The sequence below is a fragment of the Cloacibacterium sp. Arc13 genome, assembly GCF_041431305.1.
Lineage (GTDB): Bacteria > Bacteroidota > Bacteroidia > Flavobacteriales > Weeksellaceae > Cloacibacterium > Cloacibacterium caeni_B.
This window is the reverse complement of record NZ_JASMRM010000008.1, coordinates 1-14,212: the sequence shown is the minus strand read 5'-3', so window position 1 is coordinate 14,212 and position 14,212 is coordinate 1. Positions and strand designations below refer to the sequence as shown.

General features: G+C 34.2%; 10 protein-coding genes. 7 read left to right on the top strand and 3 right to left on the bottom strand.

The window, feature by feature from the left end; genetic code table 11:
• Window positions 1-65: 65 nt before the first annotated feature.
• Together QO190_RS07460 and QO190_RS07455 are read right to left on the bottom strand one after the other, a co-directional pair.
• Window positions 66-1,322: a putative DNA modification/repair radical SAM protein gene (locus tag QO190_RS07460; protein ID WP_371462232.1), complete on the bottom strand. Its 1,257-nt coding sequence runs from the start codon at window positions 1,320-1,322 to the stop codon at window positions 66-68.
• Window positions 1,323-1,470: 148 nt separating this feature from the next.
• Window positions 1,471-2,946, bottom strand: a complete 1,476-nt coding sequence (locus QO190_RS07455; protein ID WP_371462231.1) for a helix-turn-helix domain-containing protein — start codon at window positions 2,944-2,946, stop codon at window positions 1,471-1,473.
• Window positions 2,947-3,173: 227 nt separating this feature from the next.
• Between QO190_RS07455 and aceB the strand changes: the two genes are divergently transcribed.
• Both aceB and aceA read left to right on the top strand, forming a co-directional pair.
• The gene (gene aceB, locus QO190_RS07450) at window positions 3,174-4,745 is read left to right on the top strand and encodes a malate synthase A (RefSeq protein WP_371462230.1); all 1,572 of its coding nucleotides are present in this window, start codon (window positions 3,174-3,176) and stop codon (window positions 4,743-4,745) included.
• A 94-nt stretch (window positions 4,746-4,839) separates the two neighbouring features.
• On the top strand, window positions 4,840-6,117 hold the full coding sequence (gene aceA / locus QO190_RS07445; RefSeq protein WP_371462229.1) for an isocitrate lyase: 1,278 nt from the start codon (window positions 4,840-4,842) through the stop codon (window positions 6,115-6,117).
• A 206-nt stretch (window positions 6,118-6,323) separates the two neighbouring features.
• Here the strand turns inward: aceA and QO190_RS07440 are convergent, their stop codons facing one another.
• A complete protein-coding gene (locus QO190_RS07440; protein WP_371462228.1) occupies window positions 6,324-8,735 on the bottom strand; it encodes a TIM-barrel domain-containing protein in 2,412 nt (803 codons plus the stop codon).
• Window positions 8,736-8,931: 196 nt separating this feature from the next.
• Here QO190_RS07440 and queD point away from each other — a divergent pair, with 196 nt between their 5' ends.
• From queD to QO190_RS07415, 5 genes are all read left to right on the top strand, one after another.
• Window positions 8,932-9,378, top strand: coding sequence for a 6-carboxytetrahydropterin synthase QueD (gene queD / locus QO190_RS07435; protein WP_371462227.1), 447 nt, complete (start codon window positions 8,932-8,934; stop codon window positions 9,376-9,378).
• Window positions 9,379-9,440: 62 nt separating this feature from the next.
• Window positions 9,441-10,214 (top strand): UDP-2,3-diacylglucosamine diphosphatase, encoded by a 774-nt coding sequence (locus QO190_RS07430; protein WP_371462226.1) that lies wholly within the window; start codon window positions 9,441-9,443, stop codon window positions 10,212-10,214.
• 10 nt (window positions 10,215-10,224) lie between these two features.
• The gene (locus QO190_RS07425; RefSeq protein ID WP_371462225.1) at window positions 10,225-11,262 is read left to right on the top strand and encodes an acyl transferase; all 1,038 of its coding nucleotides are present in this window, start codon (window positions 10,225-10,227) and stop codon (window positions 11,260-11,262) included.
• A gap of 9 nt (window positions 11,263-11,271) precedes the next feature.
• Window positions 11,272-11,811, top strand: coding sequence for a hypothetical protein (locus QO190_RS07420; protein ID WP_371462224.1), 540 nt, complete (start codon window positions 11,272-11,274; stop codon window positions 11,809-11,811).
• A 127-nt stretch (window positions 11,812-11,938) separates the two neighbouring features.
• Entirely contained in the window at window positions 11,939-14,128 is a 2,190-nt protein-coding gene (locus QO190_RS07415) for an FN3 associated domain-containing protein (RefSeq protein WP_371462223.1), read from the top strand.
• Window positions 14,129-14,212 lie beyond the last annotated feature (84 nt).

The window sequence follows — 14,212 nt, the reverse complement described above, 5'->3', positions numbered from 1 at the left end:
TTGAAAACTTTGCGACTTAATTTTTTGTCATTATTTTTAAAAGTGTTTTGCGTCATTGCGTAGATTTAAAACAAACTCAACTGCTCCGAAAACGGATTTTGCCATTTAGATTTCATGCCGTTTACGATGATTTGTCTGAAATTTTGCTCATCAATCAATCGGTTGAAAATATTTTGACTTTCAAATTCTATAAAATATTTGGCTCTGTTGGTCGCAACGCCCATTTTTTTGAGGTGCTCTAAATTCAGTTTCTGAAATTTTCTCGCCATCAGAATTTTATTCACAGAAGTTACGCCCACTCCAGGAATTCTTAACAGCAATTCTTTCGGAGCGGTATTGATATTTACTGGGAACTTTTCTCGATTTCTCAATGCCCAAGCTAGTTTTGGGTCTACTTCTAAATCTAAAAACGGATGGTTTTTGTCTAAAATTTCATTGGCATCAAAACCGTAAAAACGCATCAACCAATCCGCTTGATACAGTCGGTTTTCCCTTTGCATTGGAACTTGCGCATGAATGGAAGGTAAATTTTTATCTTCTAAAACAGGAACGTAACCAGAATAGTACACCCGTTTCATGTTGTAATTTTGATAAAAATGTTTGGCTACATGAATAATTTTCAGGTCGGTTTCGTTGGTTGCGCCCACAATCATTTGGGTAGATTGACCAGCTGGAGCGAATTTCGGAACTTTTCTAAAAATTTTTCTTTCTTCTTGATAAACCGTTAAAGCATTTTTAATAAAACCCATTGGTTTTATCATGTCTTGATGTGATTTTTCGGGAGCGAGAAGTTTTAAGCCAGATTCTGTAGGAATTTCTAAATTAATGGAAAGTCTGTCTGCGTACAGACCAGCTTCTCTAATCAGTTCATCACTTGCGCCGGGAATGGTTTTTAGGTGAATGTAACCATTGAAGTTATGCTCTTCTCTCAGTTTTTTGGCAATTCTCACCAATCGTTCCATGGTGAAATCTGCGTTTTTAAAAATTCCAGAGCTTAAAAACAAGCCTTCAATGTAATTTCTGCGATAAAAATTCATAGTGAGATCTACCACTTCTTCCACCGTGAAAGCTGACCGTTTTATGTCGTTTGATTTTCTGGAGACGCAATATAAACAGTCGTAAATGCAATGATTGGTCAAGAGAATTTTGAGCAAAGAAATACATCTGCCATCTTCTGTAAAGGAGTGACAAATTCCCGCAGTATGACTGTTGCCTAATCCGCCTTTGTTTTTACGATTTCCACCACTCGAAGAGCAGGAAACGTCGTATTTAGCAGCGTCTGCAAGGATTTCTAATTTTTCTTTTATTCTGTCGAAATTCATAATCTTCTCTGGTCAAAGATAGTTCGCGCAAAATAAAATTTCAATAGATTTTGTCTAAAGTTATCCGCAAAAAATGTTAAAAAGAATTAATTGCAATAGTTAATTTAAATCTTAACAAAATCGCAAATCACAAATCACAAATCGTAAATTAAAGCACTTCTTTTCTGATTTTAGCAATCGCTTTTTTCATGCTTTCATTGAAGTGTTCTTTTTCTAATCGGGTTGGTGGTGCTTTTCTTACTTCGCAGTCAGAGATGCTACAAGTTTCGCAGGTTACGCCTACATCTTCAGATTTAATGCTGTCGTTTTTCGCAAATTTTATTTTTTTCAAAGAATTAGCATTCAGTAAAATTCCCAAGCAGTAACTTCTGTTGGTTCCGTCTGAAAAAGGATTTCTGTGCGAGGTGGAAATAACCAGATAACTCAATCCAGAATCTTTGTAATGAGAAATTTGTGCAGAAGTGGCGGTCTCGTTTTCTTTTAGTTCTTTTAGATTTTTAATGGCAATCCAGCGTCTGCAATAATGTTCGTTAGTCGCATTTCCGTGAGGAGCTTGTTGTTGATTTAGGTGTAATTCCTTGAGAATTTGAACCTTGTCTGTGTTTTTCTTTTTGACGAAACACAAATAAAATAAATCTTTTATTCCGAATTCGGCTGAAAGTAAATTGGTTAATCGGTAATAAAAAGTTTCAGGAGAATTGGTAAAATGGGCAATTAATTCATCAAATTTTTGAGAATTAAAGTCTGGTTCATCAAAGAATTCTTCTGTTTTTTCAATCAATTCATCTTTTGGAATCAGAATACAACCTGCAAAATAGGAAGCGTAGAAATTGCTTAATAATTCTTCGAAACTGGTAAAATCTAACCAAGAATAAGTATTCGGTCTTGGATTAAGTTCGAGAACTTGAAACCCAATTTCTTTGGCTAGAATAAAGGTTTTTTGGTTTTCGTCAAGCAAACGATTCAGAAGTAATAATTTTTTTTCAGGAACGTAAAGCGAACGAAGATGATTTAAGGTTCCGTATTGTTCAAAATCTTCAGATTTTATTTCATAGTCGAAAACATCAATCAGGATTTTTTCTAAATGTTTGATGTCAATATTTTTCCCAAGCTTTAATTGATTTTCTTCGGCGAAATTTTTGGCTTTTTCTTCAATATCTGGAAAATGATTGTCGTATAATTCTTGAAAACTTCTTACTACAGCGAAGTAAAAACGCTCTTTTCCGAGATTGTAATTTTGGGAAATTTCAATCAGAGTATTGATAAAAGCAGTTACTTTTTTAGGAGCTTCACTGATGATATTAATGAGCGTGTTTTTATTAATTCCAAAAAGTTCCAGCGGAATTTCTTTGAAGAAATCACTTTGTAAAATTTCACTAAAAGGAGCGAGGTTTTTATCTAATTTGGTAGAAACTAAATCGTCAAATTTACAATTCAATACATCAGCTAACTGAATGATTTTATCATGTTTAGGATATTTTTTTCCGTTTTCTATTTCGTTGAGATACGATTTAGAAAGTTTGGTTTTGTCTGCCAAATCTTGCAGTGACCAATTTTTCTTTTGTCTCTGTTGTTTCAGTTTTAAACCAAAAACGGTCTTGATAAAATCACTTTCGCTGCTCATGATAAAATTTTTATTGAATCTAAATAAGTGGTAAAACCCTTTAAAATTCAAAGATAAGAAATATAAGCGATTTTTCGCATAATAATTTTTTCTAAAAATTTAGCGAACGTTCGCTGTAAGTGAAAATATTTTCTATATTTGCAAAAGAACAAATTCAAAATCTATTCATTTCGTTTCAAATAAAAACTAATAACCACATTTTTTTGAAACCCACAACAAAATATACTATGGAGTCTAATTTTAAAATCACAGCCACTCATCATTATCCCGAAATTTTCTCGGAAGAATTGGTGAAATTTTTGATTCACTTGCATAAAAAATTTAATCAAGACAGATTAGAATTATTGTCTTCAAGGAAGATGGTGCAACAAAAAATAGATGAAGGTGTTTTTCCAAAATTTCCAGAAGAAACTGCAGGAATTAGAGAAGAAAATTGGGTGTGCAGCAGATTGCCAAAAGATTTACAGGACAGAAGAGTAGAAATTACAGGTCCGGTTGATAGAAAAATGATTATCAATGCTTTGAATTCTGGAGCTTCTACTTTTATGGCAGATTTCGAGGATTCTAACTCGCCGACTTGGGGAAATTGCATGGAAGGACAAATTAATCTTTCTGATGCGATTAATAGAACCATAGATTTCGTAAACGAAGAAGGAAAAGCATATCAATTGGGTGAGAAATTGGCGGTGCTTTTGGTAAGACCTCGTGGTTTACATTTAGACGAAAAAAATATTACAATAAATGGAGAAAAAGCTTCTGGTTCTTTAATTGATTTCGGGATTTATTTTTTCAGAAATGCGAAAAAATTATTAGAAAACGGAAGCGGTCCCTACTTTTATTTACCAAAATTAGAGCACTATAAAGAAGCACGATGGTGGAATGAGATCTTCAATTTCTCACAAAATTATTTAGGTATTTCTCAAGGCACTATTAAGGCCACAGTTCTCATAGAAACCATTACTGCTTCTTTTCAGCTCGATGAAATTTTATACGAACTCAAAGAACATAGTTCTGGACTCAATTGTGGAAGATGGGATTATATTTTCTCTTACATCAAAAAATTCAGAAATCACAAAGAATTTTTAGTTCCAGACAGAGATCAAGTGACCATGACTTCACCTTTTATGAGTGCATATTCTAAACGAGTGATTCAGGTTTGTCATAAGCGTGGAGTTCATGCAATGGGAGGAATGGCAGCACAAATTCCCGTAAAAAATAATGAAGAAGAAAACGAATTAGCATACGCAAAAGTTAGAGCCGACAAAGAGCGTGAAGTGAAAAACGGTCACGATGGAACTTGGGTAGCGCATCCTGGTTTGGTTCCTGTAGCGAAGCAAATTTTTGATGAATTTATGCCAACTCCAAATCAAATTTCAAATAAACACGAAGATTACCATATTACAGAAGCTGATTTACTGGAAGTTCCAAAAGGCGAAATCACCGAAAAGGGCGTAAGAAAAAACATCAACGTAGGAATTCTTTATATAGAATCTTGGCTCATGGGAACTGGAGCAGCTGCATTGTATAATTTAATGGAAGATGCTGCCACTGCAGAAATTTCTAGAACTCAAGTTTGGCAATGGCTAAAAAATCAAGCAAAACTGAATGACGGAAGAATATTGACGCCAGAAATGGTTCTGGAATTTGAGAAAGAAGAACTCGAAAATATCAAAAAATATGTAGGCGAAAATCGTTTCGAAAAAGGAAAATTTGATTTGGCAACAAAACTCTTTAATGAGTTGGTTTTCGATGAAAATTTTGAAGATTTTTTAACCTTAAAAGCGTATCCGTTTATCTAGATGTGAGATTCGAGATTCGAGATACGAGATTTTTAACTCGGAACTCGGAACACGGAACTCGTATCAAAATTTTAACAAACAAACCCAAAATATCATGAACAGACAAGAACAAATCCAAGCGCTCGAAAAAGAATGGAGAGAAAATCCAAGATGGAGCGGAATTACAAGACCTTATTCGGCTGAAGAAGTTTTAAAACTAAGAGGAAAATATAAATTAGATTATACCATCGCTACTCAAATGTCAGAGTTGCTTTGGAAAAAGCTAAATAATCAAGATTTTGTAGCTGGATTAGGAGCTTTAACAGGAAATCAGGCAGTTCAGGAAGTGGACGCAGGTTTAGAAGCGATTTATCTTTCTGGTTGGCAAGTTGCCGCAGATGCGAATCTTTCTGGAGAAATGTATCCTGACCAATCGCTTTATCCTGCGAATTCAGTTCCAGCAGTGGTGAAAAAAATCAATAATGCACTTTTGAGAGCAGACCAAATTCAGTCTGTAAATGGAGGTGATGAAAAAGATTATCTGGTTCCAATCGTTGCCGATGCAGAAGCTGGTTTCGGAGGAAATCTAAACGCTTTTGAATTGATGAAACAAATGATAGAAGCTGGTGCAGCTGGTGTTCACTTCGAAGATCAATTGTCTTCTGCTAAAAAATGCGGTCATCTTGGAGGAAAAGTTTTGGTTCCTACTCAAGAAGCGATTAATAAATTGATTGCAGCAAGATTAGCAGCAGATGTTTGCGGAGTTCCTACTGTTTTAGTGGCAAGAACAGATGCAGATGCAGCAGATTTATTGACGTCTGATATTGATGATAGAGATAAAAAATTTGTAACTGGTGAAAGAACTTCTGAAGGTTTTTTCCAAGTGAATTGTGGAGTAGAACAAGGTATTGATAGAGGACTTTCTTATGCGCCTTATGCAGATTTAATTTGGATGGAAACTTCTAATCCTGATTTAGAATATGCGAGAAAATTTGCAGAAGGAATTCATGCAAAATTCCCTGGAAAAATGTTGGCTTACAACTGTTCACCTTCTTTCAACTGGGCAGCGAAATTGACAGTTCCTGAAATGGAAACATTCCGTGAAGAATTAGCAAAAATGGGATACAAATTCCAATTTATCACTTTGGCAGGATTCCACGCTTTGAATACTGCGATGTTCGAATTGGCATTGGCTTACAAAGAAAGAGGAATGGCGGGTTACAGCGAATTGCAAGAAAGAGAATTTGCATTACAAGCGAAAGGTTTCCGTGCGGTGAAACACCAAAGTTTCGTGGGAACAGGTTATTTTGATGCAGTTCAAACCGTTGTTACCGCAGGAAATTCTTCTACCACAGCTTTAGCTGGTTCTACTGAAGCGGAGCAGTTTCATTAATCAAGAGCCAAGTAAAAGGTAAAAAGAGCCAAATAAAAAGACTCAAGTAAAAAGTAAGAATATAGTTTAAAAAATTCTGAAATTTTAGAAAATAAAAAATGATTTATTCATAATTCATTTCCATTTGTCACTCTTAACAAACAAAGAGTCCATAGTTTTTAATTTGTTGAAAAAATCGCCTCGCAATTTTGCGAGGCGATTTTGGTTTATAACTTTATTTTCACTTTACTTTCTTTCGCCGAATCCCAAACCAAATTCACTTTCAAAGTTTTCTTCTCAGAATCATAAGTGTATTCTAATTTTTTACAACCTGCTTTTACAGAATTTGGATTTTTAGAAACATGGTGAATGATGAGTTCTAAATTTTTAGATTTTGCTGAAAAATTTGCGCCCACTTCATTTTCTAACTCAAAAGTGATGGTTTTTCCATTGGTTTTAGCTTCAAAATTCATCATTTCAAATTGTCCTTTTTCGTAGGCTCCGTTTTGTAAACCATCGTCATTGTACAATTTAAGTTGGGTTTCTGTTACTTTTTTGTCAAAATAATAATGTAAAATCAAAGAATTCCCATCATATTCTTTGGTAGATTGCATCGGTTTCGCCATTGGAATAATACTTCCTGCTCTTACAAAAGTTGGGATTTTATCTTCTTCCGTGGCAAAAGTCTGAGTAGTTCCGCCAGAAATTTTTTCATCAATATAGAAATTTACCCAATCAGAATTTTTAGGGAAATAAATGCTTTGTTCTATTTGTCCTTTATTTAAAATCGGAGAAATTAAGAAATCTTTGCCCCAAAAATAAGCGGTATTATACGTGTACAATTTTTGATTATCTGGTTCTTCAAAAAATAAAGGTCGCATTAAAGGAGTTCCGTTTTTATGATTTTCGAAAACCAAATTATAATTATAAGGAAGCAAAGCGTAACGCAATTCAATCGCTTTTTTGGCTAAATTTTTTGCTTTTTCGCTTCTGTAAACCGGTTCGCTTGGTACATTTTCATCAGCGTGAGGTCTGTAAATTGGGTTGAAAACGCCGTATTGCAACCAACGAGCATACAATTCATCGTCTTCATTTTTTCCTGCAAAACCGCCCAAATCACTGTGCATAAAAGCAATTCCTTGCAATCCCATTTGCAAAGCAATGTAAGGCTGACTTTGCAATCCGCCCCAACTTCTAGAAACGTCGCCACTCCAAGGAACAAGACCGTTTCTTTGAGCGCCAGAATAACCAGCTCTCATCAAAATAAACGGACGAGCATTTGGTGAAGTTTCTGCAAAACTTTCTTTGACCAATTTCGCCCAATCCATTCCGTAAATATTGTGAACTTGGTCGCCATTTTTTCCGTTTCCATGAAGGATTGTAGAAGGATGAACTTCTGGTTCACCTAAATCTCCCCAAATTCCTGTAACGCCTTGATTTAATAAGTCTTTGTAAATATTTTTGAACCAAGAATTTCCTTTTTGGCTGTAAATGTCAATCAAACCAGTGTGACCGAAATAAAAATCGTACATAAATGCTTTTCCCTCGTTGTTTTTTGCCAAAATATCTTTGTCCAGAGCTTCTTGATAACGCGAAGAAGTGTTCACTACGAAAGGTTCAGTAATGAGAATGGTTTCTACGTTGTTTTTTCGCAAATCATCAATCATTTGTTGAGGTTTCGGGAAATTATCTTTGTCCCAAGCGAAATTTCCGAGCGTTCCTTGAATAGATTTTCCGAACCAATATAAATCTAAAATAATGGCATCAACTGGAATTTTTTCTGCTCTGAATTTCTCAATCATTTCCAAAGTTTGTTGCTGAGTATGATACCCAAATCTGCTCGAAAAATTTCCTAAACTCCATCTTGGAAGCATCGGTTGTTTTCCTGTTAAATCGGTGTAATTTTTAACCAAATCTTCCCAAGAATTTCCAGAAATCACCTGATAAACTTTTCTTCCAGAAACGGTTTCATAAGTCAATGAATTGTCTTTTTTGCTGTCTAAATCGAGGTAACCAATCGGTGCATTGTCAAAATGAATCAAATATTTTTTACTCGAAACTACAATGGGCATCGTGTAATTGAGCAATTCAGATTTGGTTTCGTAACCATAATGAGCACGATTGTACAACATTAATCTGTTTCCGCGACGATTCATTCCGAGTGCTCTTGCTCCAGCTCCATATAAAACTTCGTCTGGAGAAAGATTGAAATTTAAAGTTTCAAAATTTTGCGGATGATTATTGATTTCGCCGTTTTCATACGTTCCGTAACCGTTTTTTTCTGAAATCAAGAGTTCATCACCTTTATAATATGAAATTTGAAATGGTACTTTTTGAATTTTTACGGTAATTCCTGAAGTTTCAATCCATGCAAAACCTCTGGTTTCTCTGAAATTGTATTTTACAGATTGTGGAGCAAGAATTACGGCGTGAGAATCTTCTGTAAGCGTTTGATTTTTTGGGATAAAAGCCGTTTCTACCATTTCTGGAGTGTAGAATTTCACTTGATATAAACCATCGTTTACTGAAATTTCGGCGGTGTTATTTTTAAATTCAATTTTTTGAAAAAATCTTTGACTGTTTTGTGCGAAAAGAATTGCTGAAAAGAAAATCAACAAAAACTTGAAAACGTTTTTCATTTCCTAAAGCATTAAAATTTGTTAGCGTAAAGGTAAGGAAATTGAAATTTAAAAATTTATGAAATTTATCTTGAATTTTTCTCTAACAGATTAAGCGAATTAGACTGATTTTAAATTCTAATCATCTGCATAATTTGCAAAATCAGCGAGAGATTATATTGTAATTTCAAATTCAAAAATTCTCTATCTTTGCACCATGATACGCATTACTAAAATTTTCACTTTCGAGACGGCGCATGTTTTGTATAACTACGACGGCAAATGCAAAAATATGCACGGACATTCTTACAAACTTTTTGTGACCGTAAAAGGAACTCCAATTAATGACATCAATAACGTGAAAAACGGAATGGTAGTGGATTTTGGAGACATTAAAAAAATTGTAAAAGAGGAAATTGTAGATGTTTGGGATCATGCGGTTTTACTCAATGCTTTGACACCGCACAAAGAATTGGGCGAAGATTTGGCTCAAAAAGGGCATAAAGTAATTGAGTGCAATTACCAACCAACTTGCGAAAATATGCTCTACGAAATTGCCGAAAAAATTAAAGATAAATTGCCTTCTCACGTTCAATTGGCGTATCTGAAACTCCACGAAACCGAAAATTCTTACGGAGAATGGTTTGCGGAAGAAAACAGTTAATGTGCTAATTTGATGATGAGATAATGAGATAATTTTTTACTTTGAACCTTGAAACTCGAACCTTGAAACAAATAAAATTACAGCCTAATAAAAAAATCTACTTCGCTTCTGATCAGCATTTTGGTGCGCCAACTCCTGAGTTGAGTAAGCCAAGAGAAGCTAAATTTTTAGCATGGTTAGACGAAATAAAAAAAGATGCACAAGTGCTTTTTTTGATGGGCGATTTGTTTGATTTTTGGCATGAATGGAAATATGTAGTCCCGAAAGGTTATGTAAGAATTCTGGGGAAATTAGCAGAACTGAAAGACAGTGGAATAGATATTTATTTCTTCGTGGGTAACCACGATTTATGGATGAAAGATTATTTGGAAGAGGAAATCGGCATTCCAGTTTTTTTTGAAAAACAATATTATGAAGTTTCTGGGAAAAACTTTCTTTTAGCACATGGAGACGGACTTGGACCAGGTGATAAAGGTTACAAGAGAATGAAAAAACTTTTCACCAATCCAGTTGCACAATGGTTTTTTAAGTGGCTTCATCCTGATATTACGATGAAAATTGCGATTTATTTTTCTACCAAAAATAAGATGATTAGTGGAGTAGAAGACATGAAATTTTTAGGCGAGGACAAAGAGTTTCTTATCATTTATTCTAAAGAAAAATTGAAGTCTGAAAATTTAGATTATTTCGTTTATGGTCATCGTCATTTGCCTATGATTATAGATTTGAAAATTGATGGAAAGGAAGCAAAACATGTGAATCTGGGTGATTGGATTTCGTATTTTACGTATGGTGTTTTTGATGGAGAGGAATTTAAAGTTTTAGAATATAAATAAGGAGTAAGTTTTGAAAAATATTTTCAATATAAAATCTGAAGCAGATTTCCAAGCGGCATGTTTGGGAACATTTTTCTATCAGTACGAAAATGTAGAAGTTTACCGAAAATTTGTAGATTTTTTGGGAAAAAATCCTTCGGAAATTAAAGAAATAAAAGATATTCCGTTTTTACCCATTGAAATGTTTAAAAACCATTTGGTATTAGACAAAGTCTTCGGCTCCGCTCAGACTGACAAATCTTTAAGCTTTTTTCAAAGTTCGGGAACGACTCAGATTCAGACTCGTTCTAAACATTATATTGCAGATTTTAATCTCTACGAAGAAAGTATTTACAAGAGTTTTGAGCAGTTTATAGGGAAACCAGAAGACTATATTTTCTTAGGATTATTGCCTAATTATTCAGAAAATCCACATTCTTCATTGATTTATATGGTAGATTTTTTGATGAAAAAGTCTGGAAAACCAGAAAACGGATATTTTCTCTATAATCACCAAGAATTGTTTGAATTGTTACAGAAATTAGGTCAAGAAAATAAAAAAGTAATTCTTTTCGGTGTTTCTTTTGCTTTGTTGGATTTTTTAGATTCTAAAAACGACTTTACGACTTTACAAATCAACGATTTTACAGTCATAGAAACGGGCGGAATGAAAGGTAGAAAAGAGGAAATGACCAAAGATGAACTTTTGAAAATTCTACAAAAAGGCTTCGGAACAGACAAAATTTTCTCTGAATATTCTATGACAGAATTGCTTTCTCAGGCATATTCTCTAGGCGAAAATATATACGAAACGCCCAACTGGATGCGTGTTCTCATCAGAAATACCGAAGATCCGTTTTCTTATATGGAAGCAGGCAGAACTGGCGCCATTAACATCATAGACTTGGCGAATAGACATTCTTGCAGTTTTATTGCGACACAAGATTTGGGCAAAATTGTAAATGATTTTGAGGTTCTTCGCTATGCTCAGAATGACAAACATGCGTTTCAGGTTTTGGGAAGAATTGACCATTCTGATATTCGCGGTTGCAGTTTATTGGTTTCATAAAATTCTGCGATGATTAAAGTAGAGGAACTTACTTTTGCCTACATTCAAAAATTTTGCGATTTTGAAAAAGATATTGTCTTGACCAATCATTTTCATACCGATTGGGAAGCTGATATTTTGGTGATTAATCAGGAAGGTTTTTCTCACGAAATTGAAATTAAGTTGTCGAAGAGCGATTTCAAAAATGATTTCAAAAAATTTTATCAAAACCTAAATAGCGGAGAAAAATTTCTGAAGCATGACAAAATTGGTTGTGGTGATTATGTCTGTAATCATTTCAGCTTTCTATTGCCAATGGGAATGATTGCGTTGGAAGAAATTCCCCAGCATTGTGGCGTGATAGAATTTTATCACAATGAAGATACCTGGAAAACGGAATTCTATATCCGTAGATTACCTCAAAAAATTCATGAGGATTTTTATTGGAATTTAGTAGACCAAAAAGATTTTTTAAGAAAATTATCTAGAAATTATTACTTCAAAAAACTAGAATTAAAAGGAAAAACTGAAGAATTTATTTTCAGAAATGAATTGGGAAATAAAAAATAACATTCCTTTTTTTAAGATTTGTGTTAAAAAAATGACTTTTTTTTCTAGAAAAATTACAAAAGTCATAAAAAAATGCCTCTTAAAAAGATTTCTTTTATATATCTTTACTTTCTGAAATACGAACAAAATGAAACATAGATTTACTTTATTGCTGGTACTCTTATTATCTGTAATTTCCGTAAAAGGACAAGATTATTTAGATGATATTATGTTCCAGTCTTTTGGTTGGGATGAATACTCTCAGTCAAGACACACCAGTGAAGGTGGCTTTTACGAATATTATAATTCAAGAGCCGGAAATTTAAAGGCGATGGGTTTTGATATGATTTGGTTGCCACCACCAAGTGCTTCTACAGGAGGTGTTGGTTATTTCCCTACAGAATTGTATAATTTTTCTCAAACTTCTTGGGGCTCTGAAGCTCAATTAAAAAAAATGCTTACTAATATGAATGCAAGAGGTCTTTATCCTATTGCAGACGTAGTGGCGAATCACAGAAGTGGAACTACTGGTTGGGTAGATTTTACAAATCCAGCGTGGGGTTGTGAAACAATTTGTAGTAATGATGATGCGGCAAGTGCTTCTTATGTAGGTTGTAGACCTTCTGGTGCTCCAGACACAGGAATGGAATTTGGCGGTTCAAGAGACATGGATCATACCAATTTAACCGTTCAGAATGGATACAAAGAATTTTTAACTAGACTAAAAGGTTTAGGTTTTAAAGGATGGAGATGGGATGTAGCGAAAGGTTTTTCTGCATCATATTTTGGAAACTATATCAATGATAGTAAACCATATTACTCTGTAGGTGAATTTTGGGATAGTGATGTAAATGCTCTTAAAACTTGGATTAACGGGACGTATTCTGGTGGTGCAACTATTTCTGGAGCTTTTGACTTTTCTTTATATTATACTCTTTCTGGAGTTATGGTTACTAATGGAAAGCAATTTGCCTCTAATAATTATGCGTCATTAAATTGGTCAGGAAGTATGGCTGGTTTAGCAGGGCAATATGGATTCAGCGAAAAAGCAGTAACTTTCGTAGATAACCATGACACTTTTGTTCATGACTCATCTTTTCTTGGCTCTGATATTCCTAAGGCTTACGCTTATATTCTTACTCATCCAGGAATTCCATGTGTTTTTGCGCCACATTATTATGGAGGAACTTATACTAAAGATGGGATAACAAGAAACTATGGTGCAGGATATGCGACAGCAATTAATAAGTTAATGGCAATAAGGAAAACTACTGGAATAAATGCTTATAGCCATATTACCATTGATAAAGCGGAGGCTGGATTATATGCAGCTTATATCAAAAAGAGTTTCACAGATTCAGAACCAGTAGTTGCTGTTAAAATTGGTCCATATAATTGGACTCCTACTTTAGGAACAGGATGGGTGCTTTCTGCTTCTGGTACTGATTATGCAGTTTGGACTAAAACAGCTGTAAATGTTGCTCCTAATATTAATATTACCCCTGCTGTTAGTAAATATACTCAAGGAACTAATTTAACAGTAACTATTTCTTCCACTGATGATAGTGGAGTAGCTCCTGTTGTTAGGTATACATTAGATGGTTCCGATCCTACAGCTTCTTCACCTATTTATTCTTCTCCATTTGTAATTAATTCTAATACTACTGTAAAAGCGGTAGCTTTTGATAACTTAGGATTAAGTTCGGGAGTAGTTGAAAAAGCTTTTTCTTTTGAAGCTCCTCAAAATATTGTAGTGAGATTCAAACCTCCAACTACAACTCCTAATTGGCCATTGCCGAAAATTCATTATTGGAATTATTCTCCATCTAACGCACTCCCTGCTGCAAATTGGGGAACTCCTATAAATATGACGGCAGATACTGAAAATGTAGGTTGGTTTAAATATACTTTCCCGAATGTTAGCCAAGTAAGTTTCTTATTCAGAGATGGGAATTCTACTGGTACTTTAGGAGTAACCCAGACTGGTGATATTGTGAATGTAACTCAAGACTCTTGGTATGAATGGGACCCTACAAATTCTTTATTTGTGAAAAAAGTGAATTTGTCCACTGAAGATTTAGCGATGAATGCTAAAAAGGTAACTTTAGAAATTTTGCAAAATCCTGCTTTAAATGGTGTAATTCGTGTAAGATATTCTAATGCAAAAGGCGGTAACCTTTATCTTTATGATTTAAGTGGTAAAATGCTTAAAACTCAAAAAGTTTCTGCCAATTCTGGAGATGACACCATTTCAGTAAGCAATTTACAAAGTGGTAATTATTTACTGATGCTGAAATCTGACCAAGGAATGTCAGTTTCAAAAGTAATTATTAAATAAGATTACAACAATACTGTCCTAAATAAAAATTATTAAAAATAGAAACAGCCTAAATACCTATTTTACATTTAGCTTTACATTTAA